The following is a 26,501-nucleotide window of genomic DNA, read 5'->3' as shown; positions in this document are numbered from 1 at the left end:
TTCCTAAATTTTAGTCTAAAAGGGAGATGCTTTGCTTTGGGTTTATCTCTTATTCTTTATAAGGTCTTTGTTAGATTGAAAACTACAACCAGTTAACAAAGTGCTTTTCTATTTTTTAGATTTATGACCACTTCTTTTATCTATTCTCACAAAAAAAAGAAATATGCTTTATTTGGGGATTTTTTATCGATAGTTTGTGCTTTTTTTATCCACAATAACAACAAGGATTTAACATGAAAATTTATTTAGGCTAATTTCATTATAAACTCGATATGTTATAAAATAACTTAATGTAATTATCGCGATAGATTACTAATTAGTAATAATTAATAATCTTATCTTTTGAATGTTATCACACATCAATATGTATTTAATTTTATAACGATTTTACGTTAGGATATTAGCTTATTCCAAAAGCGAATATACATATAACTATATGAAAAATGATAAGAAAAACAGGTTAATTTATGATTAAAAAATAAACAGGATCATAATGATTAAAAAATAATAACAAATGAAGATTGGATAAATTAGTAATTAAAATAGACTGAAATTAAATATATTAATGTAATGATTTCTTGTTTATGAAATGCAATTTTTAACATTATTTATGATGTAATATAAAGGTTGATAATATGAAAACAAGAGTCATAATTATAATTAAAAAATATATTAAAACTTATCTTTAATAATTTTTTTTAGAAAATTAAAAATATTAATTATTAATTTTGTATTATTTTAAATATATTGTCTTATAAATTGAGTATTTTTTAGCTTGTTTGTATCGCATTGATTTATAATGACTAATAAAATTTAATCTCCCTGCTTATTGAGATAATGAGAATTATTTCTATTTAAATTATCATTATTAAATAGCATTTTAATAATTTTAAAATGACGAAATATATAAAATATAGGCGTTAAACCTTATATTGCTGAAACGTTTTTACTCACATAAAAGAATAATTTATTTTTTAATGAATTATCGCTTGATAATGATCAAGTCATTATTGTGTCGGAGTGTTAAAAAGGCGGTGTTTTAAAATTATTCCAATTAAAAATCATCATATCAGGAGAGATATATGGCCTTGGGGAATAATGTTTTTTCCCATCATGGTATTAACCGACGCGATTTTATGAAATTGTGTGCTGCGTTGTCAGCTACCATGGGATTAAGCGGCAAAGCAGCCGCAGAAATGTCAGAAGCAATGGCGTCATCTGAACGCCCACCCGTTATCTGGATTGGTGCTCAGGAGTGTACAGGGTGTACGGAGTCTTTATTACGTGCAACTCACCCGACTCTGGAAAACCTAGTACTTGATGTTATCGCACTTGAATATCATGAAGTGCTTTCTTCAGCTTTTGGTGATCAAGCTGAAGAAAATAAACACAATGCGATGGAGAAATATAAAGGTAAGTACGTTCTCGTTGTCGATGGTTCAATTCCAGACAAAGATGGCGGTGTTTACTGTATGGTTGCAGGAAAACCTATTCTTGAGCATATCAAAGAAGCCGCTGAAGGGGCCGCTGCGATTATTGCGATTGGTTCATGTTCTGCATGGGGTGGTGTACCAGCAACTGGGGGTAACCCAACAGGCGCTAAATCATTGGAAGCAATTTTACCGGGTAAAACCGTTATTAATATTCCAGGATGTCCACCAAATCCACATAATTTCTTAGCAACTGTTGCACATATTATTACTTTCAACAAATTACCTAAGTTAGATAGCAAAAACAGACCGCTTTTTGCTTATGAGCGTTTAATTCACGAAAACTGTGAACGTCGCCCTCATTTTGATGCGGGTCGTTTTGCTAAAGAATTTGGTGATGAAGGTCATCGCCAAGGTTGGTGTTTATACCATTTAGGCTGTAAAGGCCCTGAAACCTATGGTAACTGCCCAACATTGGAATTCTGTGATGTCGGTGGTGGAATTTGGCCTGTGGGTATCGGTCACCCTTGTTACGGATGTAACGAAGAAGGGATTGGCTTTACTAAAGGTATTTTCCAATTAGCGAATGTTTATCAGCCAACACCAAAAGCGCAAGTGCCTGATGTTAATGCGAAAGAAGGTGGCGGCGTGTCTTATGGTGCTGCGGGCTTGCTCGGTGCTGTCGTAGGTGCTGTCGCCGGTGTCAGTGTGATGGCGGTGCGTCAATTAGGCCGTGACAAGAATGCCACAGGAGCCTCACAGGAGGATAAACGGTGAATAGGCGTCATTTCTTTAAGCTGGCATCAGGTGGGGTTCTCCTTGCGGGAATGGCTCCCACTGCGAGTCATGCTGCGGCGCAGAACCGTCCCCCAATTCCTGGGTCTCTCGGTATGCTCTATGACTCTACATTATGTGTAGGCTGTCAAGCATGTGTCACAAAATGTCAGGAAATCAATCACCCGGAGCCAATGGAGCGTGGTGATACTTACGCCAATGGTGATCCGATTTGGTCAAACAATGACAAATTAAGTCCTTACACAAATAACATTATTCAAATTTGGCGTGATGGTACTGGTGAAAATAAAGACCAACTGGAAAACGGTTATGCCTTTATTAAGAAACAATGTATGCATTGTGTCGATGCAAACTGTGTTTCTGTTTGTCCTGTTTCTGCGTTAACCAAAGATCCAAAAACCGGTATTGTCCATTATCACGCAGATATCTGTACAGGTTGTCGTTACTGTATGGTGGGATGCCCCTATAACATTCCAAAATACGACTATGACGATCCATTTGGTAAGCTCTATAAATGTGAGCTTTGTAACCAAAAAGGTGTTGAGCGTTTAGACAAAGGCTTATTACCAGGTTGTGTTGAAGTGTGCCCAACAGGTGCGGTTATTTTCGGTACACGAGAAGAATTGCTTGAAGAAGCAAAACGTCGTTTAGCGAAAAAAGCGGGTGAGGAATACCATTACCCACGTCAAACCATTAGTGGTGGCGATACTTATCTGCATAAAATTCCTGAATATCAAGATCATATCTATGGTGAGTTTGAAGGTGGCGGTACGCAAGTCATGGTACTTTCAGCGGTGCCTTTCGACAATTTAGGTATGCCAGAAGTAGCACCATTATCTACAGGTGCGCGTTCTGAACATATTCAACACACGCTTTATAAAGGCATGGTATTACCAATAGCAGCCCTTGCAGGGATCACCTATTTGGTTAACCGTAATAGTAAAAAACAAGAGCAAGAACACCACAAGGAGGATAACGATGTCGAGTCATGATCCTCGTCCACTTGGCGGTAAGTTATTTACTCTCGCTGTAAGAGTGTTTTTACCGCTTGCTGTGCTCGGTTTTATTCTTATTGGTAAGCGTTTGATATTAGGTCTGGGTGATGTCTCTGACCTGAATGGGGGATACCCTTGGGGTATTTGGATTGCTTTTGACTTATTGATAGGAACAGGCTTTGCATGTGGCGGTTGGGCACTTGCATGGGCTGTTTATGTCTTTAATAAAGGCGAGTTTCACCCATTAGTGCGTCCTGCATTATTAGCGAGCTTGTTCGGCTATTCATTAGGTGGTTTATCCATTGCTATTGATATTGGTCGTTATTGGAACATGCCTCACTTCTTTATGCCGCAATACTTTAACGTTAACTCAGTGTTGTTTGAAACAGCGACCTGTATGACCATCTATATTATGGTGATGGCATTAGAATTCTTACCTGCGTTATTAGAACGTTTAGGCTGGAAAGTGTCGTTGAAACGTCTTAACAAAGCGATGTTCTTTATTATTGGTCTTGGTGCTTTACTGCCAACCATGCACCAATCCTCAATGGGGTCATTAATGATTTCAGCGGGTTGGAAAGTACATCCACTGTGGCAATCTTATGAGATGTTACCTGTTTTCTCCCTGTTAACTGCTTTTCTTCTTGGTTTCACTATCGTTATTTTTGAAGGTTCTTTGCTAAAAGCAAGCCGCACCATGAATGATGATGAAACACCACTATTTACCAAGTTAACTAAAGTAATCGAAGTGCTACTGATTGCGTTCTTGGTCTGTCGTTGGGGTGAAATTATTTGGAACGGTAAACTGAGTTATATCGGAAATGGAGATATGTTCTCGTGGTTATTTATTGCTGAAAGTGCATTGTTATTACTTCCTCTTATTTTGATGCATTTAAATAATAACCGTCGTAGTCCAAAAATGCTGTTTGTCTGTGCTGTCTTTATTTTAATCGGCGCAGCAATGTGGCGTATGAACTACTCTTTAGTTGCTTACAACCCAGGCAATGGTTACCACTATTTCCCAACAGCAAGTGAATTGCTGATTTCTATTGGTTTCGTTGCATTTGAAGTAACAGCTTACATTCTTATTATCCGTTTACTGCCGGTTTTACCTGCACAAACAGACTCAAATATACAATTAAAAAAGGCTGAGGTTAAATCATGAGCCAACGCATTACTATTGATCCTATTACCCGTATTGAAGGGCATTTACGCGTCGATTGTGAAATTGATAACGGAAAAGTTGTTAAGGCTTGGTCTTCCGGTACCATGTGGCGTGGAATGGAGGAGATCCTAAAAGGAAGCGATCCTCGTGATGCATGGATTATCGTGCAACGTATTTGTGGTGTTTGTACGACAGTTCACGCAATTGCCTCAGTACGCGCTGTAGAAGATGCTTTAGGTATGGATATTCCTGTGAATGCGCAGTATATCCGTAACTTGATTTTAGGTTCACATATCATCCATGACCATATCGTCCACTTCTATCAGCTTTCTGCGATGGACTGGGTTGATATCACATCAGCATTACAAGCCGATCCTGAAAAAGCATCAGCGATGTTAAAAGGGGTTTCTGAATGGCATCTGAACTCTGCCGAAGAATTCAGAAAAGTACAGAAAAAAATCCAAGGTTTAGTGGACAGTGGCCAGTTAGGTATTTTTGCTAATGGCTACTGGGGTCACTCAGCCATGAAATTGCCACCAGAAGTTAACCTAATTGCGGTTGCTCACTACCTGCAAGCACTTGAGTGTCAGCGTGATGCAAACCGTATTGTGGCTATTTTGGGCGGTAAAACACCTCATATCCAAAACTTGGCTGTGGGCGGTGTGGCTAACCCGATTAATCTTGATGCGCCGAGTGTTCTCAACTTAGAACGTTTAATGTACGTGAAAAGCTTTATCGATAAACTAGGTGATTTTGTTAACCAAGTTTATAAAGTAGATACTGCTATTTTTGCGGCTTATTATCCTGAATGGTTAAAAATCGGTAAAGGTGCTAACTACTATCTGTCTGTACCTGAATTACCAATTAATGGTAATAACACAGAGTTCTTATTGTCTGGTGGTTATATGGAAGGGATTGATTTCTCTACTTATCGCCCAATTAAAGACTGGAAAGATCAAAACCTGAAAGATGGTATCGAAGAAAGTGGTAAACACGCATGGTATGAAGATGATGAACCATTAAAACCATGGGAAGGCTTAACTCGTCCTAAATACACTGGTTGGGATGAGAACAACAAGTACTCATGGGTTAAATCACCAACATTCTATGGCAAACCTGTAGAAGTTGGCACGTTAGCATGGTTAGTGTGTGGGTTAGCAGGTAAGCACGAAGGAACTGTTAGAAACTACAACGATATCAATAAGATCTATACTCAATTAACCGGTGAAACACTGGTGACAGAGCAACTAGAATCGACTTGGGGACGCATCATTGGACGTACTGTCCATGCATGTGTGTTACAAGAATCACTGGCCTCTTTATGGCAATCATTGGTTGATAATATCGGCCGTGGTGATACAGCTGCCTTTATTAAACCAGAGTTTGAACCAGGTAAAGAGTATCGTGGTGTCGGTTTCGAAGAAGCCTCTCGTGGTATGTTATCTCACTGGATCGTGTTTAAAGACGGTAAAATCACTAACTATCAGGCAGTTGTTCCATCAACATGGAATGCGGGTCCTCGTAATTTTAATGATGAACCGGGTCCTTATGAACTCTCTCTAGTGGGTACACCTGTTGCTGATCCGAAAAAACCGTTAGAAGTGGTAAGAACGATACACTCCTTTGACCCATGTATGGCATGTGCTGTGCATATGGTTGATTTAACAGGTAAAGAGCTAAGTAAGGTGAAGGTATTATAATGCGAACTCTCGTCTTAGGTATTGGTAATTTATTACTAAGCGATGAAGGCATTGGTGTTCGTATAGTAGAAGCGCTCGAAGAGCGCTTCTCTTTACCAGAGAACGTCGATGTTATTGATGGTGGCACATCAGGTATGGAAATTTTGCAAGATATTGCAGCAAGAGACCTCCTGATTGTTGCCGATGCGGTAAGAAGTAATCATGAACCAGGCAGTATTTTTATCTTACATGATGATGATGTTCCGGCACTTTTTACACAGAAAATTTCTCCTCATCAATTAGGTTTATCTGATGTATTAATGGCTTTACGTATGACGGATGAATTTCCTCGTAAGCTTATTTTAGTGGGTATTGAACCTGCATCATTAGAGCCAAGTATGTCACTGTCTGATATTGGTGAAAAATCAATGGAAATTGCGTTAGAGCACGTAGTCAATATTTTGCGTGAATACGGCATTCCAGTGACACCAAAAGAGGTAATCGCATGAGTGAATTAAGCTGGGATATCATCGGTTATGACAAACCACCAGTAGAGTTACTTGAAGCTCGTTTTAGTGAAATTGCTGAAAAAGAGATGAAAGGATTGCCTTTTTATCGTGAAGGTATTCCTGTTAAAGCAGGGGGCTTTACCTTATTTGAAAATCAGTGGATAGGCTCAGTTCTGACGCCTTGGATGTTAGAACTCGTGGTTTTTCCTGGACCTTCACAAGAGTGGCCACATCGAAAAGTGGGTGATCGTATCGGGTTAGAATTACCTTGTGGACAGATTAAATTTGTTGTGGGCGAGCTTGCGGGGGGTATGCAATATCTTGCTTGTTCATTAATGTCACCACTTGATAGGCACCTAACAGGTGAACATGCTGTTGAGTTGGTTGAAAATAGTGTAAAAATGGCACTTTCTCTTCCTGTTCAGACACAATCCGTAGCAGAAGTTGATTTAAGTCGTCGTTCTCTCTTCCGTGGTCAGTTAAGATCATAGTGTAGAAATTTTACGCGACACAGAGTCACATTCTTCTTATTGAATAGTACAGGAGTCAGAATATGTGTAGCACTTGCGGTTGTGGCGAAGGCAATGTCAGAATTGAAGGCGTAGAGCCTCATTCACATGAGCATCACCATCATCATTCTCACGACCATGATCATCACGACCACGGTCATCATCATGATCACGACCATCATGGGCATGATCACCATCATGAACACAAGGCTACTCCAGCGAATACTGTTCATAAATATATTGATAAGTCTGAACAAAAGCATAAGCATAACTACGAAACCAATGGTCAGCCTATCATTGTTCATCACCACTATTATCATAACAGCGGTGATGTTCATCTCCATTTTCATAACGATACACAGCTAAACGAAACCCCAGTTTTCCATGAGCATCATCATGGGCATGACGATCATCACCAGCATGATCATCATGAGCACGATCACTCACATAGTCACTCTCACGAACATGCTCACGATCATAGTCATGAGCATTCTCACAACCATCAGCACGATCATGAGCATGAAGAGCAATTTAGCCCAGTGATTGAAAATCAGAATATGCATTATGGCCAAGGTGAAGCAGGAACACATGCTCCTGGTATTAGCCAAAAGCGTATGCTGAAAATTGAAATGGATGTGTTGGATAAAAATAACCGCATTGCTGTTCATAACCGTGAACATTTTGAACAACAAAATGTGTTGGCATTGAATTTAGTTTCAAGCCCCGGCTCCGGTAAAACTACACTGTTAACACAAACGTTAAAACAGTTAGCACAACGAGTCCCTTGTGCCGTGATTGAAGGAGATCAGCAAACCACCAATGATGCTGATCGTATCCGTGAAACGGGTGTTCCTGCAATTCAAGTGAATACAGGTAAAGGTTGTCACCTTGATGCACAAATGGTGCATGATGCGACACACCAATTAGGCTTACAAGATAACAGCGTTCTCTTTATTGAAAACGTGGGTAACTTAGTGTGCCCAGCCAGTTTTGATCTGGGTGAAAAGCATAAAGTCGCTATTCTTTCTGTCACTGAAGGCGAAGATAAACCACTGAAATATCCGCATATGTTTGCTGCAGCTGATTTAATGATTATCAACAAGATTGATTTAGTGCCCCATCTTAATATTGATATTCAATCCTGTATCGAATCTGCTCGCCGTGTTAATCCTAATATCGAAATCATTGCATTATCGGCAACCACCGGTGAAGGTATGGAAGCGTGGTTAGCTTGGTTGGAGAGTCGTTTATGTGCTTAGGTGTTCCGGCTAAGATTGTTGAGGTGGGCGAAGACGTCCACCAACTCGCTTATGCTGAAGTGAGTGGCGTTAAACGTGCTGTTAATATTTCAATGGTATGTGAAGGCGAACCCCATGAATTATTAGGTAAATGGGTGCTAATTCATGTGGGATTTGCCATGAGTATTCTTGATGAGCAAGAAGCACAAGATACCCTTGATGCATTACAGCATGTTTATGGTGTAACCCTTGAAGAGGCTGATGATGCAGTACGTTGATGAATTTCGCGATCCCGAACTTGCTAAAGCTTTGTTAGCCCAAATTCGTGAAACTATTTCACAATGGCCTCACCCTATCACACGGCCATTACAAATCATGGAAGTGTGTGGTGGGCATACACATGCCATTTTTAAATTTGGTCTAGACCGCTTATTACCAGAAGAAATTGAGTTTGTTCATGGACCAGGTTGCCCTGTTTGTGTATTACCTATGGGGCGAATTGATGCCTGTTTAGAAATTGCAGCACGTCCTGATGTGATTTTTTGCACATTTGGTGATGCAATGCGTGTGCCGGGTCGTAATGGTTCAATGCTGGATGCGCGTCGTCGTGGTAGCGATATTCGTATTGTTTACTCACCGCTTGATTCACTAAAGATTGCACAAGATAACCCTGATAAACAAGTTGTTTTCTTCGGTTTAGGCTTTGAAACAACCATGCCAAGTACTGCAATGACGCTACAACAAGCAAAATTGCGTGGACTTAAAAACTTTTCTCTATTTTGTCAGCACATAACTATCGTACCTACTTTGCGTTGTTTGTTAGAGCAAGACGATGTTCGCATTGATGGCTTTATTGCACCGGGACATGTAAGTATGGTGATTGGATGTACACCATATCAACCGCTATGTGATGAATTTGAAAAGCCTTTTGTGGTGACAGGATTTGAACCATTAGACTTATTGCAAGCTATACTGATGGTCATTAAACAGCTTAAAGCAAAAGCAGAAAATGCAGATTATGTTTTAAGTATTGAAAACCAATATAGTCGCATTGTACCAAACGAAGGTAATAAGCTGGCGCAAAAAGCGCTTAAAGATGTCTTTATGTTAAAAGAAACCAGTGAATGGCGAGGATTGGGCGAGATCCCGATGTCAGGTATTCAATTAACACCCGCTTATTCTGAGTTTGATGCGGAGTTACGTTTTACACCTGCACCACAAAAAGTAGCAGATAACCCACAATCTCGCTGTGGTGATGTATTAACAGGACGATGCAAACCTTCCGATTGCCCGCTATTTGGCAAAAGCTGTACGCCAGAAACCGCATTAGGTGCTTTAATGGTGTCATCAGAAGGGGCATGTGCGGCTTATTATCAGTATCGCCGTGAAGGTAATATATGAAACAACCTGATGAAATCACCTTAGCCCAAGGTAATGGTGGGCAAGGTATGCAACAACTGATCGAAGGCCTGTTTTTAAAAGCGTTCGATAATCCGTTATTAAATGAAAAAGAAGATCAAGCGCGGATCACGTTAAATGAGTTAACGGCTCTTGGCGATCGTCTTGCTTTTAGTACAGACAGTTATGTAATTGATCCGATCATTTTTCCCGGTGGGAACATTGGTAAATTGTCTGTATGTGGCACTGCTAACGATCTTTCCGTCGGTGGTGCTGTGCCTCGTTACCTGTCATGTGGTTTTATTCTTGAAGAAGGGCTCCCATTTGAAACCCTTGAAGTGCTTGTATTAGCGATGGCAAAAGCAGCTTCACAAGCAGGAATACAAATTGTCACAGGGGATACCAAAGTGGTTCCTCGTGGTGCTGCAGATAAGATCTTTATCAATACTGCGGGCATTGGCGTTATTCCAACCCAAATTAATTGGGCCGCAAGCAATATCAAAGCCGGTGATAAGATCTTAGTGAGTGGTACGATTGGTGATCATGGTGCAACAATCCTTAATCTTCGTGAAAATTTAGGATTAGAAGCGGATCTACAAAGCGACTGTGCTGTTCTTGAGCCAATGATTGCATCTTTACGTCAAATTGAAGGTATTCGTGCATTACGTGATGCAACACGAGGCGGTGTGACCGCTATTTTGCACGAATTTGCCCAAGCCAGCGGTTGTGGCATGAATGTACATGAAAGCAAATTGCCAATGAAACAAGCCGTTCGTGGTGTGTGTGAATTATTAGGCCTTGAAGCACTTAATTTTGCTAACGAAGGTAAAATCGTTTTAGTAGTATCGCCTGACGTTGAAGCACAAGTTATTGACGCTTTACATCAACACCCTTTAGGTAAAGATGCTTGTACTATCGGTGAAGTTACAACTGATAACTATATTCGTTTAACTGGGATTTTCGGTACAAGTCGAATTCTAGACTTACCTTATAACGAACCTCTGCCTCGTATTTGCTAAACACTTCTTCCCCCACTTATAAATGAGAATTATGGCTGAATTTATAAGTGGGATAAGTTATCTGCCTGTTACAAAAACTTTGTTATAACGCAAATTTCCTTCATTTATCTGAATACTGACTCTTTGATAAAAAAATTATTGGAGTAACATGTTCGGCCAATCCTACTGCGTGGAGAGGGTCTCTCGTAGAGGTAAGCTCTAGGAAAAAACATGTCTTGGTCAGAATTTAAATCTCAATACCTGATCCGTTTTTGGAAGCCTCTTCCAGCGGTTATTGCGGCAGGTATCTTATCAACTTACTACTTTGGTTTAACCGGCACTTTCTGGGCTGTCACTGGTGAATTTACTCGCTGGGGTGGTCACGTTATGCAGTGGTTTGGCGCTCATCCTGAAGAATGGGGTTATTTTAAAATCATTGGCCTTGAAGGTACGCCGTTAACGCGTATTGATGGCGTGATGATTATTGGGATGTTTGGTGGTTGTATTATGGCGGCGCTTTGGGCAAATAACGTCAAACTTCGCCATCCTCAACATAAAATTCGTATTCTTCAAGCCGTTCTTGGTGGGATCATTGCTGGTTTTGGTGCTCGTTTAGCAATGGGATGTAACCTTGCGGCTTTCTTTACGGGTATTCCTCAATTCTCTTTACATGCTTGGTTTTTCGCGGTTGCAACGGCAATTGGTTCTTATTTTGGTGCCAAGCTTTCACTGATGCCACTGTTTCGTATTCCCGTAAAACTGCAAAAGGTCAGTCAAGCCTCACCGATTACCCAAGACAAACAACGTGCAAAACGTCGCTTTAGATTGGGAATGGTTATCTTTTTTGCCATGATTGCGTGGTCTTTAATTATTCTTTTTGATTCACCAAAACTGGGCTTTGCTATGTTAGGCGGTATTGGTTTTGGTATTTTAATTGAACGAGCGCAAATCTGTTTTACCTCTGCTTTCCGTGATTTATGGATAACGGGCAGAACCCATATGGCAAAAGCGATTATTATTGGTATGGCAGTAAGTGCGATTGGGATCTTCAGCTATGTCCAATTAGGTGCAGCGCCTAAAATTATGTGGGCAGGGCCGAATGCTGTAATTGGTGGTTTACTCTTCGGTTTCGGTATTGTACTTGCTGGTGGGTGTGAAACTGGCTGGATGTATCGTGCAGTGGAAGGCCAAATTCACTTTTGGTGGGTTGGATTGGGTAACGTTATCGGTTCTACATTATTGGCTTACTACTGGGATGATTTTGCCTCAGTGATTGCAACGGATTACGACAAGATTAATTTGCTTGATACCTTTGGTCCTGTGGGGGGATTAGGTGTGACGTATCTCATGCTTGGTGTGTCATTTGTATTATTACTTTGGTGGGAAAAACACTTTTTCCGTAAAAAAGCCCAACAAGAACAATCTATTTCAACGCAGATTAATAAGGAAATCGCATGAACCCAAAAGACACTATTATTCCTGATTATCGTCTAGATATGGTCGGTGAACCTTGTCCTTATCCTGCGGTGGCAACGCTTGAAGCCATGCCATCACTGAAAAAAGGCGAAATATTAGAAGTAGTGAGTGATTGCCCTCAATCAATCAACAATATTCCGCTTGATGCTAAAAATTACGGATATACTGTATTAGATATTCAACAAGATGGTCCGACTATCCGTTATTTAATTCAAAAATAAATTTTATTTTTATTAGATAAAAAAACAGCCTAACATCGTGAATGATAGGCTGTTTTCTTGAGAAGATATGATTACTCGGCTTCGCCACCTAAGACTTCAGTGACTCGTTCAATTAAAGCGCTTAATTCACCCGTCATTAAAACGAAGTCGGCATCAAAACGTTGGGCAAAATCGGCTTTATCGATATCATCATTTTGTTCACGTAAAGTTTCACTGAATTTAATGCGTTTGATAGAGCCATCATCACAGAGCATAAATTGAAGGCGATCTTCCCAATCTACAGAAAGTTTGGTGACAAATTTGCCTGCTTCAATATGTGTCGCAATTTCATCAGAGACTAATTCTTGTTTCTTACAACGAATAACACCACCTTCTTCTAGTACGGCTTTTAGCTCTGCTTCATCCATTAAGGTAAAACCAGCTGGAAGCTCACCTGAACGTACCCATTCAGTCATTTTTAGTTCAACTGATTCATTAAAGTTGAGTGGAACAACAGGGAGTGAGCCTAAGGTCTTGCGTAACAAGGCTAAGTTATCTTCAGCGCGTTTTGCACTACCTGAATCAACAATGACTAATTGTTTTTCTAAATCTAACCAAATAAAGGTTTGTGAGAATTTGCTAAAAGCACGAGGAAGTAGGGTATGAACTACTTCATCTTTTAGGGTCGCTTTTTCTGTTTTTTTCAGTTTGCGCCCTTGTTCACCTTCAAGTTTTTCAACTTTGTCCTGTAAGGCGTTTTTAATTACTGTAGCAGGTAAGATTTTGTCTTCTTTTCGTGCACATATCATCACGTGCTTACCAGCAACATGAATAAGCGCTTCACCACGATCGCCCATAGGTGAAACCCAACCTGTTCTGGTCATATCTTGGCTACTGCAAGGAGTGAATGCCAATGAAGCAAGCTGTTGTTCTAACTCATCCATTGACAGTGCTATCTCTTTATTTAATCGATAGACCAAAATATTTTTAAACCACAGCATCTGACATTCCCCTTAATCATTATTTACCGCATTATGATACTGAATGTTTAGGGTATCTAAAAGGTAATATCCCTTAAAAGAAAATATCCATAATGTTATTTAATAAAAAAGAAAAAAAGCTGAAACGAATAATTAGTAAATCTACTCTATGATAATGAGTTTTATTCTTATTTGGATTGGGTTAACTAAGAATATTAATACTGAAATAACGAGATTTTTAGCACAAGCTCTTATGTGATAATAATCACATGATTTCACTTTTTAGCCATTTTTTGTTTACAATATGAAATCATTTTCAGATTTATCCCTGCATTAATTTACAAAACAAAAATCTTCTTGACGCTCCTGTGTGATAATTGTCACAAAAATAAGAAAATATAAAGAGTGATTTTTCATAAATAGCAAAGTGATATACATCACAAATTTGAATATTTGTTTTTTAAATATCGTCAAAATAGCACGATTGGGCTTTTTATATTAACCAAGGTTATAGTTTAGATTTTATAATGTTTTATCCTGTTTCTTTGTGACTTGTACGTATTGATTAGATATTGTGATTGAATGGTATTCTTGTGCTTCTCTTTTTAATATTTGTAGTTAATTATTCTTTTTTCGAGCGAGTGTTACTCGTTACCACCAGTTAAATTGTATTTAAATGTGATTTTGCTTTTATTTAAATAAGAAATAAATATAAAGATAAAAAATTATTAATTAGGGATAACAATATTCAAATCTTTAGTGTTATTTATTTAGTGGTTAAAATTAATACTTCCTTTTAAATATATTAAATAGGGGGATAAATTTTTTATTAGCAAAAAAAAGAGTCTTGTAACAAAATGAAATCTAAAAGAAAAATCAAAAAATGTTATTTTTGAAAAGTTGATTTAGTTCAAAAAACACGTATCTTTACCTTTAATTGTGATGCCTATCACTTAGGTATGTAACCATGAAATTGCATGTTGGTGTAATTGTGGGCTACATCACGAAAGAAGGGCTTTTTTTTGAGTAACATGCCAACGAAAACTCAACGACCTATTTCTTTTCCTAACAGAAATAAAAGCAATGCCCTTATTTAAATATAATGAGGATATTATTTTTGTGTCTTATTGGTGATTACGTCTGTGTCAAGGAAATTAAAACCTTTAAGAAAATTTTGTAGAGTCATAATTAGTAGCTATAAAAATTATCAATTGTGAGAGCGATTTTCTTTTTCGAAATTCGTGGCAGAGATCTTTTGTCTGAATATCAGGTCAATTATATACGGCGGTATTATTTTTGAACTTAAAGAAAATCATAAAACTATAGAAAATAGATGGGTATTTTAATCATGAAAAGCTTGAAGCCTCTAGCAGCACTGGTTGGTTTGTTGGTTCTTTCTGGATCGGCAAACGCAGTAAACGTGTATAACGATAAAGGTACACGTTTTGATGTAAACGGTCAGTTTCGTTTAAAAACACAAGTGACTAGCAAAGATCACGAAATGCGTATGCGTGATGATGGTAGCCGTATCGGTTTCTTCGGTTCACATGAACTGACTAACGACATCAAAGTATTTGGTAAATTAGAGTGGGGTTCAGATACCCAAAAAACTAATAGTGATAACAAATATACCAACTTTGATATGTTCAACCGTGTGGGTTATGTAGGTTTCTCTCACCGTGATTATGGTCAAATTCAGTTTGGTCGTACCTATATTCCGATCGACTGGGTGAAAAAATCAAGCTATGGCTATGGTAATACGGGTGTATTCTACTTCAGCGATGTATTAAGTCGTTCTGTTGGTAGTCAAAGTAATGGTGTTGGTAAAAACAACTTTATGACCCGTTTACCACAGACTATCTTTATTGAAACTAACCGTTATGAAGGCTTTAAATTAGCCGCAACTGTAACAGGTAAAGATGGTAAAGATGAGAAAGACGGAAAACCAGGTGATCGTAAACAAGGCGATATTCGTAATGCTTACTCTATTGTTGGTTTCTATAAATCAACCTTCGGTTTAGAGTTTGATGGTGGGTACTCATCAGCAACGGGTGAACAAAACTTCTATGATGGCCCTAACAAAGGTAAGCAACCAGAGAACAGTATTTTAGCTTTTGGTGCTGAATACTTCTTCCCAGGTCGTGAGTTTTCTATCGGTTTAGACTATGGTCAATCCCGTGCTAAAAACTCTAGCAATGTAGTTGCTCAAGGTGCAGCTCCAACTAGCTCATATTCAGTTAAAGGCGACTGGAAAGCAGACCTGTATGGTGTTGGTGTGAAATGGCACTGGGATCGTATCGAAAGTGGTATGTATGCGGGTTACTACCTACGTGATGGCGATGCTAACACATACAACTATAAGAAAGAGACTTATACTGTGGGTGTAGATAAACGTTTTGCGGTATCTAAATACAACAACTTACGTTTATTCGCTGAAATGGCATACGATGATGCGCGTAGTGATAGTGAAGCGTATGAAGATAAAAAACAATATATCTTCGAAACAGGTATGCGTCTGTACTTCTAGTCCTTTCAAAGAGACTGTTTAACAGAAGTAACGAAAGGAGAGCCATTTTGCTCTCCTGTTAACCAATATATAAGGGGTGTGTAATGGTTAAGAATGTGTTGAAAATTTCAACATTAGCAATGTTTGTTGCATTCAACGTGAATGCTGCGACAGTCGATCTTCGTATTATGGAGACGTCTGATGTTCACAGTAACTTAATCGACTTTGACTACTTCAAAGATAAACCAACAGAACAATTTGGTTATGTCCGTACTGCTAATTTAATTAAAGCAGCAAAAGCTGAAGCAACCAATGCGATTTTAGTTGATAACGGCGACTTGATCCAAGGTAGCCCACTGGCTGACTATCAAGCAGCTAAAGGCTTAGAAAAAGGCGAATCTCATCCAGCTCACCAGCTGATGAACACCATGGGCTACACAGTAGGTAACTTTGGTAACCATGAGTTTAACTATGGTTTAGATTACCTGAAAAAAGCCATTGCTGGTGCTAAATTCCCTTACATCAACGCCAACGTGATGGATGCGAAAACAGGCAAAAACTATTTCACACCTTATATCATTGTTGATACACCAGTAAAAGATCGTGATGGTAAAGAACACACTATCAAGATTGGTTATATCGGCTTCGTTCCACCACAGATCTTAATCTGGGATAAAGCCAATCTGGATGGTAAGGTCGTTGTAAATGATATTACAGAAACAGCGAAAAAATTCGTCCCTCAAATGAAAAAAGAGGGTGCTGACCTGATTGTGGCTATTCCTCACTCTGGTTTCGCGTCAGAGCCGTACAAAGCAATGGCTGAAAACTCTGTTTATTATTTAAGTGAAGTTGAAGGCATCAATGCAATCATGTTTGGTCACGCTCATGGCGTATTCCCAAGCAAAGAGTTTGAAGGCATTAAAGGCGTTGATGTTGCTAAAGGTACAGTAAACGGCGTTCCTGCTGTTATGCCTGGTCAATGGGGTGATCACTTAGGTGTCGTTGATATGGTAATCAATAACGACAGCGGTAAATGGGTGATGACTGAAGCAACAGGTGAAGCGCGTCCTATCTTTGATAAAGCAAACAAAAAAGCATTAGTTGAACGTGATGCTGAATTAGCTCAAATCATCGAAAAAGCACACCAAGGTACCCGTGATTTTGTGGGTAAACACATTGGTAAAGCTTCTGCCAATATGTACAGCTTCTTAGCATTAGTACAAAGCGATCCAACTGTACAAATTGTTAATGATGCACAAGTTGATTACACCAAACACTTTATTCAAGGTGATCCGAACTTAGACGGTTTACCAGTATTAGGTGCAGCTGCGCCGTTTAAAGCGGGTGGCCGTAAAAATGCACCAGCAGACTTCGTAGAAGTTGAAAAAGGTGACTTAACATTCCGTAACGCTGCAGACTTATATCTGTATCCAAACACATTAGTGGTTGTTAAAGCGACCGGTGCGGATGTTGTTGAGTGGTTAGAATGTTCAGCGGGTATGTGGAATCAAGTTGACCCTAACTCAACTAAACCACAAGAACTGATCAACTGGGATGGTTTCCGTACTTATAACTTCGATACCATTAGTGGTGTGAACTATAAAGTTGACTTAACTCAACCAGCTAAATATGACGTTGATTGCCAAGTGGTTAACAAAGATGCGAATCGTATCAAAGAAGTGACTTATGAAGGCAAACCAATCGATCCTAAAGCAACATTCCTGATCGCAACAAATAACTACCGTGGGTACGGCGGTAAGTTCGCAGGTACAGGTGAAGCGAATATTGCGTTTGCATCTCCAGATGAAAACCGTGCAATTTTAGCTTCTTATATTGCTAAACAAACTAAAGAAAAAGGTGAAGTTGCGACTAAAGCCGCTAACAACTGGTCATTCTTACCTATTAAGACTGACAAAGCGTTAGATGTCCGTTTTGAAACTTCACCAAGTGAAAAAGCAGCTGCATTTATTAAAGATTTCTCTCAATATCCAATGACTTTCGTGGAAAATGATGAAATTGGTTTTGCAATTTACAAAATCGATTTAACTGAGAAGAAATAAGCCATTAAGCCTGTCCATTCTGGGCAGGCTTTTCTTACCTTTATGAACCAAGAGAGTGAATTTATAACTCTTTAGGGGGATTTTATGCGCTTTATGAAGCTATTACCTGCTGCTTTTGCTTTAGTGTTAGCAGGATGTGCAACGCAAGCACCTGAAATTACAGAACCATTAAAACCTCAGGCTAAATTAGTTGAAGGCGTATCTTGTATTGTACCTGATGCACCAACAGCACCTTACGACTACATTGCTTCTAATGATCGCTATGGTCAAAACAGCACAGCATCAACAGATTACTTTAAGTTAGCAATTAACTACTCACCGGCTTTTTGTGATTATAAAAGTAATAATATTAAACGTTTAAATAACGATAATGAAAAAGATCGTGCAAAACGTGAGTACGATAAATTTGAAATCCAATGCTTCTCAGATAATAAATTTGGTTGGATTGTTCATGGGCTGTGGGCTGAAACCTGTGATGGTAAATCATGGGAAGACTGCCGTGATTGGAAAGACATACGCAAGCATCCTCGTTTATGTAAAGGCGATTTACCACCTTTAGAATACTCTGTTATCAAACCTTATCTGTGTGATTCTCCGGGTATCGATCTGTTACAAGGCGAATGGGAAAAACATGGTGTTTGTGCGTTTGATACACCAGATGCATTCTTTGGTAAACAAAAAGAGTTGTATGAAGCGTTAGTATTACCAGAGGGCCGTCCTTCAAATAGTGCATTGATTAAGTTCTTAAAAGAAAACAATCCATCACTGAAGGATAAAGAAATTCAAATTAATCGAGATGAATTCTATATCTGTTATAGCAAAGATTTCGAAGTAATTGATTGTCCGAAACGTGAATTTTGATCTTAGGGATAAATTTTAAATGAACCATAAATATAAACTCGTTGCACTTGCAGTAAGCTCAGTCTTATTAGCAGGTTGTGCAAAAAACTACGACGAAGCTAATGTTGTTGATGTGCGTGTTATCGCCATGAATGACTTCCACGGTGCGCTAAAAGCGCCAGGTCCAAATAAACCTGGTGGCATTGAGCACATGGCTACGTTAATTAAAGAAATGAAGAAAGATAATCCGAACAACATCGTTGTTGCTGCGGGTGATATGGTTGGCGCAAGCCCACTGTTATCTTCAATGTTCCATGATGAGCCTTCAATCGAAGCATTATCATTAGCGGGCTTAGAAGCGACTTCTGTGGGTAACCATGAATTCGATAAAGGCATGGGCGAGTTACTGCGTAAACAAAATGGTGGTTGCCATCCAGTAACAGGTTGCCAAGGTCCTACTGAGTTTAAAGGTGCTGATTTCCAATACTTAGCGGCTAACGTGATTGTTAACGAAACAGGTAAAACATTACTGCCTGAATACGTTATCAAAGAATTTAACGGTATTCCTGTTGCTTTCATTGGTGTCACCTTGGAAGGAACTGCAGCAATCGTAACGCCTAAAGGTACTGAAGGTTTAAGTTTCCATAACGAAGCAAAAACTATTAACGCATTAGTGCCTCAGTTAAAAGCACAAGGTGTTCAAGCGATTGGTGTGTTAATTCACGAAGGGGCTGCACAGCGTCGTGATGGTGGTCCAGTAAACATCAACGCATGTAATGGTATTACAGGTAAAGTACTGGGTGTTGTTGATCAATTAGATCCAGCGATTGACTTCGTTGTGACAGGTCACACTCACCAAGCTTACAACTGTACTATCAACGGTAAATCAGTGACATCGGCGCAATCAAACGGTGCAATGTTAACGCGTATCGATCTGAAATTAGATAAAACAACTAAAGATGTTGTTGATGTAGAAGCTCGTAATATTTGGGTTGATAACCGCAAATATGAAAAAGATCCAGCAGTCACTAAACTGTTAGAAGCTTACGAAAAAATCGCTACCCCATTAGCTAACCGTATTATCGGTAAGTTAGAAGGTAATTTAACTAAGCAAACCAATGACGCGGGTGAATCTGCACTGGGTCAAGTGATTGCTGATGCACATTTATATACTGCAAAACCAAAAGATATGGGTGGCGCACAAATCGCATTTATGAACAGCGGTGGTATTCGTGCTGATATGACAGGTGGTGATGTTTCTTATAACGCAATCTATACTGTACAGCCATTCTCTAACGTACTGTTAACTCAAACATTAACGGGTGAGCAAATCAAACGCCTGTTAGAACAACAATGGGATCGTTCACGTCCACAAGTGTTAGCGATTTCAGGTAACTTCCAGTACACATGGGATAGCAAAGCCTCTAATGGTAACCGTGTTATCGTTGAATCAATGAAAATTGACGGTAAACCAGTAGATATGAAAGCATCTTACCGTGTTGTTGCTAACGAATACTTAGCAACGGGTGGTAGTAACTTCTCTGTCCTGAAAGAAGGTAAAGATCCAGTTTACAGCGTGCCAGATGTTGATGCAGTCGTGAAATACTTTGCTGAGCAGTCTCCAATTGCTCAACCAAAAGCAAATAACATCACACGTAAATAACGTATTTTCATACGCCTTGTGAAAATCGCACCTTTTACTTCGGTAAAGGGTGCGTAAATAAATAAAGAGAGCAAAGTGTTGAACACAAAGGGTCCATCCCTACCTTTGTATTCATTACGCACTTTGCTCTTTTTTTATGGATATGTAATAAAAAAAAGCCCACAGTGGCTGTGGGCAAGGAATGAAAGTGAAAAAAAGAGGGTATTACTTATTGCTAGGGTCTTTTGTCAGATGTCTGTTCTAACACTTATTTGAAGATTTTAAAGCGTGAATCATCTTCCATATAATTCTTCTCACCAGCCTCTTGTTCAATTGAACCAAAGACCATTTGAGCTCTTAATTTCCATGTTTTTGGCAGATCCCAAGTTGCATGAACTTCATCATCAATAATTGGGTTGTAGTGTTGTAATGAAGCACCTACGTTCTCTGCTGCTAATGCAGTCCAAACAGAAAGTTGCGCCATACCACTTGCTTGCTCTGACCATACAGGGAAGTTGTCAGCATACAGTGGGAACTGCTCTTGCAGACCTTTTACGATGTCAGTATCTTCAAAATACAAAATTGAACCAGCACCTGCGGCGAAGCTATTAATTTTTGCTTCAGTTGCACTAAATGCTTCTGCAGGGACTAATTTTTTCAGGGTATTTTTAACAATATCCCATAGTTTTTGATGTTGTTCACCAAACAGAACAACCACACGAGATGTTTGTGAATTAAATGCAGTTGGGCTTTCTTTAACCGCTTCTTTGATAATCGCCGTGACTCTGTCTTCGCTAATTGGAAGTTGATTACCTAAATGATAAATTGTTCTACGTTTTTTCATTAAATCAGTAAATGCGTTAGACATGATGTCTCCTTGATAAATTTAAGCGCTTAAAGCGTGTCTTAGCTTGGGCTAATCTATGGACATACTATAGGTGCTATTGGTGATTTATTGATATATAAAAAATTTAATCAGTTACGTCAAAATATTCGACCTAGTTTTTAACTGATTGATTTATATTCTATTTGTTTTCATATCTAAATTCAGGAGCAAGCTGGCTAATACCTAACCCACCGGCTTTCTTTACTTTGATCTGTACCGGAATGCGTTCTTTCATGGCTTCTACGTGACTAATCACACCAATAATTTTGCCAGAAGCATTAAGACTATCGAGTGCATCTAGTGCGATATCTAGCGTATCAGGATCGAGTGTGCCAAAGCCTTCATCTAGAAATAGTGATTCAATCTGCGTTTTATTACTGACCAAATCAGAAAGTGCGAGAGCGAGCGATAAACTAACTAAGAAACTTTCTCCTCCAGAGAGAGTACGTGTATCTCGTAGAGCATCGGCTTGCCATGTGTCTGCAATTTGTAGTTCAAGACTTGCGGGTGTTTTACGTTGTAAGAAATAACGTCCATGTAGTTTTTCTAAACGACGATTGGCCAAATAAATTAAATGATCGAGCGTTAATCCTTGAGCAAAACGACTAAATTTATCTCCTGAAGCAGAACCCACCAATTCATTTAAATAACTCCAATCATCAAATTGAGCTTGTTGTTTAGAAATATGGGTAAGCAGGCTTTGTTGCTCTTTACGTTTTGCTTCATCAGTGCGTAATTGCTCTTGGATACGAAATTTTGTCTCTTGTAAGTGAGTAATTTGTGTTTCTAACAGCAATAATTGAGTATTAATTTGTTCGATATTTTGCTGTGTTGCCAATAATGGCTGTTGTGACAAATGTTGTTGATATACCTTTTCTTGTGTATCCAAACGTGTTTTTTCTTGCAATAGCTTATCAAGCCGTTGTTTTTGTTGTTCTTGTAAACGGTTTCTTTCTTCGACTGATAACAAGGATGTTAAAAATGCATTTTCGTCAGCAAAGGGACTGTTTTTTAACCTATTGTGATATTGCTCAATAATGCTTTGTGAAAGTGTATGAAGCCGTTGTAACGATTTTTCATTTTCCTGATATTGACCAATAAGTTGATTCAGACGAACTTCAAGTTGGTTTTTTTCTTCGCTGTATTTCTCAATAACTTTTTGTAATAACTGACTTTTTTGTTCTAATTTATTGCGTGCATCTTCGGTGGATTGTGTCCCGAATAAAGCTTGGCGTTGTGCTTTCAACTGTTCTTGTTGTTGATGTAGTTGTTTAAAGTGGATCAAGATATGCTCAAGTTCTTTTTGAGTTTCAGCTAAATAGCGTTTTCTCTCATCTTGTGTTAATGACAATTCACGAATTATTTGCAGTAATTCCTGATATGCTTTTAATGTCGATTGATATTGTTGACTCTCTATTTTACGCGCATTAAGCCATTGAGTTTTTTCTTCGAATTGGCATAACTGATAGCCTTGTTGTTCAACACGAGATTGGATTTCTTGTGCTAATTGTGTCTGTTGTTGCAAATATTGTGCTGTTTGTTGCTGTTTATTGATGACTTCTTTTTGTTGTTGAGTAAATTCATTTTGTTGATAAAGAATAGCTTGCTGTTGTTGATTAAAAAGCTCCTTAGCATCAGATAACAGTTTGTATTCTTGCTGAATTTTGGTTTCTAATACGTTATAACTGGATTGTTTTTGTTTCAGTAAAGTATCTTCTGCCTCAAGCTTGGCATCTAATTTAGTCAACGCATCTTCTTTGCAGTCAGCATCAGGCAATGCGTATGCTTGTGCTAAGATTTGCCATTGTTGTTTTAATGTCGCTATATCTTGAGTGAGTTGTTCACTATCTTCATTGAGTTTTTTGTTTTGAGCTTGATAGTTAGCGCATTGTGTTTTTTGTTCCACTAACTCTATTGTTAATGTATGAACTTGTTGTGTTAAAAGATCTAATCGTGTTTTTGTTTCGTCTGGTTTAATTTCTTTATATTTTTCAACATAAGGATGTTCTGTTGAACCACAAACAGGGCATGGGTTATCTTTAACTAGATGTTGTCTCTCTTCTTCATATTCCGCTAACTTTCGTATTAAAAGATAATTATTATTTAAATCTTTAAGATGTTGTTCTTTCTCTTTTAAAACAATGTCATTTTTGTGGATACTTTCAGTCAGCATAACTATTTTTTGCTGATTTTCTGACTGAATTTTTTGGTACTGAAGTTCTGTTTTTATCGCTCGCTGTAATTGAGCCTGTAATCCCATCAGTTTAGCTAGGGCATTTCTTTGTTGTGATATTTGCTGTAAACGAGGAGAAATATCTGTAATTGCATCAGCTTTATTTTGTTGCTCAAGTTGTGTTTGCCACTTCTTTAATTGCTGTTGCTGTAAATTAAGACTGTATTGTTGTTGCTCTAGTGCTTTAGTTGCTTTTTCTAAGGCGAGTTTGAGAGTGTGTTCTTTTTCTTGCTCTGTTTTTTCACTCTTTTTGCTAATAAGATATTTTTCTGTGATTTCATCATATTGCTCAAAATAGCGTTGCCATAAAGGTAGATTTTCAGCAAGTTGAGCATAAGCCGTATGTTGGCTTAAATAATCATTTAATTCACTGGCTTGTTTTTGTGATGTTGTTAGTTGGTGTGCTGTTGATTGAATTTTTTCTAGATATTCTGATTGCGTTTTTTCGAGTGCATTTTTTTGCTGTGTCTTTGTTGAAATATCTTGTTGTAGCAAGGCTAATTGATTATCTAATGGCGTCACTTTTTCGCGAATAAGTTGTAATATCTGCTGTTTTTTCTCATCGTGTTGTTTAAATGTGTCACGTGCTTCAATTAAATGCTGATTAATTGGTTGGCTTTGTTGTTCAATAAGCTGTTTTTCTGCTGTTAGTGTTGAGAGTTGTGACTCAATATAAGTTTGTTCTTTTAATAGGCGATTTTTTTCATCATAAATCGGGCGAATTTTTTCTGCCGGCTCGCTATTTTCAAGACGTTGAATATCAGGTTTTGCAGCAACTAATGCTTCTTGCGCTAAGTTAACCTCAGTTTGCGCTAATGCTTTGTTTTTATTGAGTTCAATTTCTTTTTCTTGCCACTGTTTTGCTACTTGATATTCCTGTTGTTCTTTTTGTAATAGGCTCTCTTTGGCAAAAAGATCTGTTTGTTCCGTTAATAAAGCTTGGCGGGCATTTTCATCTAATAATGCCATCATTTCAGCCTGTTGCTTGAGTGTTTTTAACGTTTGTTCTTCTTCACGCCAATGTTTAAAGATTAATTGGGAAATATGACGATAAATATCTGTACCAGTGAGTTCTTCGAGTAACTCTGCGCGAGATTTGTCATCAGCATTAAGGAATGCTGCAAATTGTCCTTGTGAAAGCAACATTGATTTAGTAAATCGGTCAAAATCCAGCCCTGTAATATTAATGATCATCTCTTTTACTTGGCTTATCTTACTCGCTAATATTTTGTCCTCACCCTCTGTGATATTTATTTTGACAAGTTCAGCTTGTGGTGCCTGAAGATTGCCATCTTCTTTATAATTAGCACGGCGTTGTTCCCAAAATGCACGATAAGCGACACCTTTGACTTCAAATTCAACTTCCGCCAAACACTCCGCAGTATGACGTGTCATTAATTCATTTTGCGATTGTGTGACTTTGTCCAATCGTGGTGTTCGATGATAAAGCGCTAAACTAATAGCATCTAAAAGGGTTGTTTTTCCCGCACCTGTAGGGCCAGTAATCGCAAACAATCCGTTGCTAACAAAAGGCTCTTGGTTAAAGTTAATTTTCCATTCACCTTTTAAGGAGTTAATATTTTTAAAGCGCAGACTTAAGATTTTCATTTTGCTTCGTTATCCTCTTGTTCTGCCATCTCAACTGCTTGTTTAAACAATGTGGTTAACCGTGTTTTAGTTTCTTCTGAATCAAAATCATGTTGTTCTAAACGTCTTTCAAAAACATCATAGACCGTTAATTCTGTCAGTGTTTCTTTTTCATTTTGAATGAGCACTTGGCGTTGTTTTCTGGATCTTCTTAATAAAACCACATCAAAAAGTGGGTCGTTAGTTAGCTCCTGAATACGCGCTTGTATATCACTGAGATAATCTTGTGTAGAAACTTCAATATCCAACCAGATAGTTATATCTGGTTCAGCATATTGTTTTTTTAAATTTTCAAGCTGTGTGGCTATTTCTTTTAATGAGCCAGTAATTGTGCGCAATAGCTGAAATTCGGGGATAGGGAGTAGTGTAAGCTCAGTTAATTTATCTTGCTCAAAATCGATAAGGCAGACACTTTTTTGTTGCCCACTCTCATCAAAACTTAAAGGAATTGGAGAACCACTGTAACGAATATGCCCTGATTTATTCACCACTTGAGGGCGATGAATGTGGCCAAGAGCAATATAATCAAATTCAGGAAACAGGGTTGCAGAGAAGGCTTCTAAAGTACCGATATATATTTCACGTACAGAATCGGTCACACTTGCACCAATCGTTGTCAGGTGGCCTGTCGCAATAATAGGGATCTTGGTGTTTAATTGTTCACGTAAATCGAGAGCTGCTTGATATTGAACTTGATAATAATCAGCAATCGCTTCTTTTAGCGCGTTTTGTTTTTCAGCACCGGATTGCCCACTTCGGCTAGTTATCATATCTCTAGGGCGTAGATAGGGGATCGCACACAGTAAGGCTCCTGGCGTGTTATCTTTTTTACGAAGAATTAGCGGTGCTTGTGGCGTTTCGGTATGAACATTGGCAATAACAGTGGTATTTAAACACGCCAATAGTGATTTAGATTCATTGAGTGTTGCGACAGAATCGTGATTTCCACCTAAAATTATCAATTGGCATTGTGTGTCTCTCATTGCAACAACAAAGCGGTTATACAGTTCTCTGGCATAGCTTGGGGGCGAGCCAGTATCAAATATATCACCAGCAACAATTAAGGCATCGACTTGATAAACTTTGATTTGTACTAACAACCAATCAAGAAATTGTTGGTGTTCTTGTGCGCGGGTTTTAGTAAAAAAATATTGCCCTAAATGCCAGTCTGATGTGTGAATAATCCGCATTGCTATCCCTCTTTTTTATTTGCTGAGAGTATAGCGCACCTTGCTTTTTTAGTGAAAACTCAGCAGTAAGCCTTTTTTTGAGTGATTTTTCACCGAAAAATGATTTATTTACCTTAACAACACCA

Annotated in this window: 20 protein-coding genes; 16 read left to right on the top strand and 4 right to left on the bottom strand. The window is 38.5% G+C overall.

The window, feature by feature from the left end:
* The first annotated feature begins 1,082 nt into the window (after nt 1-1,082).
* The 12 genes from hybO to yedF all read left to right on the top strand — a co-directional run bounded on the left by hybO (nt 1,083) and on the right by yedF (nt 12,413).
* Nucleotides 1,083-2,207 carry a hydrogenase 2 small subunit gene (gene hybO, locus ABN256_RS05475; protein WP_072069443.1) on the top strand — a complete coding sequence of 375 codons (1,125 nt, stop codon included), beginning with the start codon at nt 1,083-1,085 and terminating at the stop codon, nt 2,205-2,207.
* On the top strand, nt 2,204-3,217 hold the full coding sequence (gene hybA / locus ABN256_RS05470; RefSeq protein WP_036911746.1) for a hydrogenase 2 operon protein HybA: 1,014 nt from the start codon (nt 2,204-2,206) through the stop codon (nt 3,215-3,217). The genes hybO and hybA overlap by 4 nt, the downstream gene beginning before the upstream one ends.
* Nucleotides 3,204-4,385, top strand: coding sequence for a Ni/Fe-hydrogenase cytochrome b subunit (hybB, locus tag ABN256_RS05465; protein WP_196553520.1), 1,182 nt, complete (start codon nt 3,204-3,206; stop codon nt 4,383-4,385). Before hybA ends, hybB begins: the two co-directional genes overlap by 14 nt.
* Entirely contained in the window at nt 4,382-6,085 is a 1,704-nt protein-coding gene (gene hybC / locus ABN256_RS05460) for a hydrogenase 2 large subunit (RefSeq protein WP_072069441.1), read from the top strand. The genes hybB and hybC overlap by 4 nt, the downstream gene beginning before the upstream one ends.
* Nucleotides 6,085-6,573, top strand: a complete 489-nt coding sequence (locus ABN256_RS05455; protein ID WP_072069440.1) for a HyaD/HybD family hydrogenase maturation endopeptidase — start codon at nt 6,085-6,087, stop codon at nt 6,571-6,573. The genes hybC and ABN256_RS05455 overlap by 1 nt, the downstream gene beginning before the upstream one ends.
* The gene (gene hybE / locus ABN256_RS05450) at nt 6,570-7,064 is read left to right on the top strand and encodes a hydrogenase-2 assembly chaperone (protein ID WP_196553521.1); all 495 of its coding nucleotides are present in this window, start codon (nt 6,570-6,572) and stop codon (nt 7,062-7,064) included. The genes ABN256_RS05455 and hybE overlap by 4 nt, the downstream gene beginning before the upstream one ends.
* 62 nt (nt 7,065-7,126) lie before the next feature.
* On the top strand, nt 7,127-8,341 hold the full coding sequence (gene hypB / locus ABN256_RS05445) for a hydrogenase nickel incorporation protein HypB (protein ID WP_196553522.1): 1,215 nt from the start codon (nt 7,127-7,129) through the stop codon (nt 8,339-8,341).
* The gene (gene hybG / locus ABN256_RS05440; RefSeq protein ID WP_196553523.1) at nt 8,332-8,598 is read left to right on the top strand and encodes a hydrogenase maturation factor HybG; all 267 of its coding nucleotides are present in this window, start codon (nt 8,332-8,334) and stop codon (nt 8,596-8,598) included. Before hypB ends, hybG begins: the two co-directional genes overlap by 10 nt.
* The gene (gene hypD / locus ABN256_RS05435) at nt 8,585-9,721 is read left to right on the top strand and encodes a hydrogenase formation protein HypD (RefSeq protein ID WP_072069436.1); all 1,137 of its coding nucleotides are present in this window, start codon (nt 8,585-8,587) and stop codon (nt 9,719-9,721) included. Before hybG ends, hypD begins: the two co-directional genes overlap by 14 nt.
* Nucleotides 9,718-10,737, top strand: coding sequence for a hydrogenase expression/formation protein HypE (gene hypE, locus ABN256_RS05430; RefSeq protein ID WP_072069435.1), 1,020 nt, complete (start codon nt 9,718-9,720; stop codon nt 10,735-10,737). Before hypD ends, hypE begins: the two co-directional genes overlap by 4 nt.
* 210 nt (nt 10,738-10,947) lie before the next feature.
* A complete protein-coding gene (gene yedE / locus ABN256_RS05425) occupies nt 10,948-12,174 on the top strand; it encodes a selenium metabolism membrane protein YedE/FdhT (protein WP_196553524.1) in 1,227 nt (408 codons plus the stop codon).
* The gene (yedF, locus tag ABN256_RS05420) at nt 12,171-12,413 is read left to right on the top strand and encodes a sulfurtransferase-like selenium metabolism protein YedF (protein WP_196553525.1); all 243 of its coding nucleotides are present in this window, start codon (nt 12,171-12,173) and stop codon (nt 12,411-12,413) included. Before yedE ends, yedF begins: the two co-directional genes overlap by 4 nt.
* Before the next feature lie 71 nt (nt 12,414-12,484).
* Here the strand turns inward: yedF and rdgC are convergent, their stop codons facing one another.
* On the bottom strand, nt 12,485-13,393 hold the full coding sequence (gene rdgC / locus ABN256_RS05415) for a recombination-associated protein RdgC (protein ID WP_072069432.1): 909 nt from the start codon (nt 13,391-13,393) through the stop codon (nt 12,485-12,487).
* Between the two features lie 1,327 nt (nt 13,394-14,720).
* Here rdgC and ABN256_RS05410 point away from each other — a divergent pair.
* The 4 genes from ABN256_RS05410 (at nt 14,721) to ABN256_RS05395 (ending at nt 20,441) form a co-directional block, all read left to right on the top strand.
* On the top strand, nt 14,721-15,899 hold the full coding sequence (locus ABN256_RS05410; RefSeq protein WP_231619330.1) for a porin: 1,179 nt from the start codon (nt 14,721-14,723) through the stop codon (nt 15,897-15,899).
* 83 nt (nt 15,900-15,982) lie between these two features.
* Nucleotides 15,983-17,938 carry a bifunctional 2',3'-cyclic-nucleotide 2'-phosphodiesterase/3'-nucleotidase gene (locus ABN256_RS05405; RefSeq protein ID WP_197269551.1) on the top strand — a complete coding sequence of 652 codons (1,956 nt, stop codon included), beginning with the start codon at nt 15,983-15,985 and terminating at the stop codon, nt 17,936-17,938.
* A gap of 84 nt (nt 17,939-18,022) precedes the next feature.
* On the top strand, nt 18,023-18,799 hold the full coding sequence (locus ABN256_RS05400; protein ID WP_196553527.1) for a ribonuclease T2 family protein: 777 nt from the start codon (nt 18,023-18,025) through the stop codon (nt 18,797-18,799).
* Nucleotides 18,800-18,818: 19 nt separating this feature from the next.
* Nucleotides 18,819-20,441, top strand: a complete 1,623-nt coding sequence (locus ABN256_RS05395) for a bifunctional metallophosphatase/5'-nucleotidase (protein WP_115350484.1) — start codon at nt 18,819-18,821, stop codon at nt 20,439-20,441.
* A 247-nt stretch (nt 20,442-20,688) separates the two neighbouring features.
* On the opposite strand, the gene ABN256_RS05390 is transcribed toward ABN256_RS05395, so the two are convergent.
* From ABN256_RS05390 to sbcD, 3 genes are all read right to left on the bottom strand, one after another.
* Nucleotides 20,689-21,288, bottom strand: a complete 600-nt coding sequence (locus tag ABN256_RS05390) for a nitroreductase family protein (RefSeq protein ID WP_072069426.1) — start codon at nt 21,286-21,288, stop codon at nt 20,689-20,691.
* A gap of 157 nt (nt 21,289-21,445) precedes the next feature.
* Nucleotides 21,446-25,147 (bottom strand): SbcC/MukB-like Walker B domain-containing protein, encoded by a 3,702-nt coding sequence (locus ABN256_RS05385; RefSeq protein WP_349439246.1) that lies wholly within the window; start codon nt 25,145-25,147, stop codon nt 21,446-21,448.
* Nucleotides 25,144-26,376: an exonuclease subunit SbcD gene (gene sbcD / locus ABN256_RS05380; protein ID WP_197269549.1), complete on the bottom strand. Its 1,233-nt coding sequence runs from the start codon at nt 26,374-26,376 to the stop codon at nt 25,144-25,146. The genes ABN256_RS05385 and sbcD overlap by 4 nt, the downstream gene beginning before the upstream one ends.
* Between the last annotated feature and the right edge of the window lie 125 nt (nt 26,377-26,501).

It is taken from the genome of Proteus sp. fly-1008, from assembly GCF_040140305.1.
In the GTDB taxonomy this organism is placed as follows: domain Bacteria; phylum Pseudomonadota; class Gammaproteobacteria; order Enterobacterales; family Enterobacteriaceae; genus Proteus; species Proteus vulgaris_B.
This window is presented reverse-complemented; position numbering and strand designations above follow the sequence as displayed.

Excerpts from the sequence above, each read along its gene's own strand:
- hybO (WP_072069443.1), top strand. The coding sequence starts at position 1,083 with ATGGCCTTGGGGAATAATGTTTTTTCCCATCATGGTATTAACCGACGC.
- hybB (WP_196553520.1), top strand. The coding sequence starts at position 3,204 with ATGTCGAGTCATGATCCTCGTCCACTTGGCGGTAAGTTATTTACTCTC.
- hybC (WP_072069441.1), top strand. The coding sequence starts at position 4,382 with ATGAGCCAACGCATTACTATTGATCCTATTACCCGTATTGAAGGGCAT.
- ABN256_RS05455 (WP_072069440.1), top strand. The coding sequence starts at position 6,085 with ATGCGAACTCTCGTCTTAGGTATTGGTAATTTATTACTAAGCGATGAA.
- hybE (WP_196553521.1), top strand. The coding sequence starts at position 6,570 with ATGAGTGAATTAAGCTGGGATATCATCGGTTATGACAAACCACCAGTA.
- hypB (WP_196553522.1), top strand. The coding sequence starts at position 7,127 with ATGTGTAGCACTTGCGGTTGTGGCGAAGGCAATGTCAGAATTGAAGGC.
- hybG (WP_196553523.1), top strand. The coding sequence starts at position 8,332 with ATGTGCTTAGGTGTTCCGGCTAAGATTGTTGAGGTGGGCGAAGACGTC.
- hypD (WP_072069436.1), top strand. The coding sequence starts at position 8,585 with ATGCAGTACGTTGATGAATTTCGCGATCCCGAACTTGCTAAAGCTTTG.
- hypE (WP_072069435.1), top strand. The coding sequence starts at position 9,718 with ATGAAACAACCTGATGAAATCACCTTAGCCCAAGGTAATGGTGGGCAA.
- yedE (WP_196553524.1), top strand. The coding sequence starts at position 10,948 with ATGTCTTGGTCAGAATTTAAATCTCAATACCTGATCCGTTTTTGGAAG.
- yedF (WP_196553525.1), top strand. The coding sequence starts at position 12,171 with ATGAACCCAAAAGACACTATTATTCCTGATTATCGTCTAGATATGGTC.
- rdgC (WP_072069432.1), bottom strand. The coding sequence starts at position 13,393 with ATGCTGTGGTTTAAAAATATTTTGGTCTATCGATTAAATAAAGAGATA.
- ABN256_RS05410 (WP_231619330.1), top strand. The coding sequence starts at position 14,721 with ATGAAAAGCTTGAAGCCTCTAGCAGCACTGGTTGGTTTGTTGGTTCTT.
- ABN256_RS05405 (WP_197269551.1), top strand. The coding sequence starts at position 15,983 with ATGGTTAAGAATGTGTTGAAAATTTCAACATTAGCAATGTTTGTTGCA.
- ABN256_RS05400 (WP_196553527.1), top strand. The coding sequence starts at position 18,023 with ATGCGCTTTATGAAGCTATTACCTGCTGCTTTTGCTTTAGTGTTAGCA.
- ABN256_RS05395 (WP_115350484.1), top strand. The coding sequence starts at position 18,819 with ATGAACCATAAATATAAACTCGTTGCACTTGCAGTAAGCTCAGTCTTA.
- ABN256_RS05390 (WP_072069426.1), bottom strand. The coding sequence starts at position 21,288 with ATGTCTAACGCATTTACTGATTTAATGAAAAAACGTAGAACAATTTAT.
- ABN256_RS05385 (WP_349439246.1), bottom strand. The coding sequence starts at position 25,147 with ATGAAAATCTTAAGTCTGCGCTTTAAAAATATTAACTCCTTAAAAGGT.
- sbcD (WP_197269549.1), bottom strand. The coding sequence starts at position 26,376 with ATGCGGATTATTCACACATCAGACTGGCATTTAGGGCAATATTTTTTT.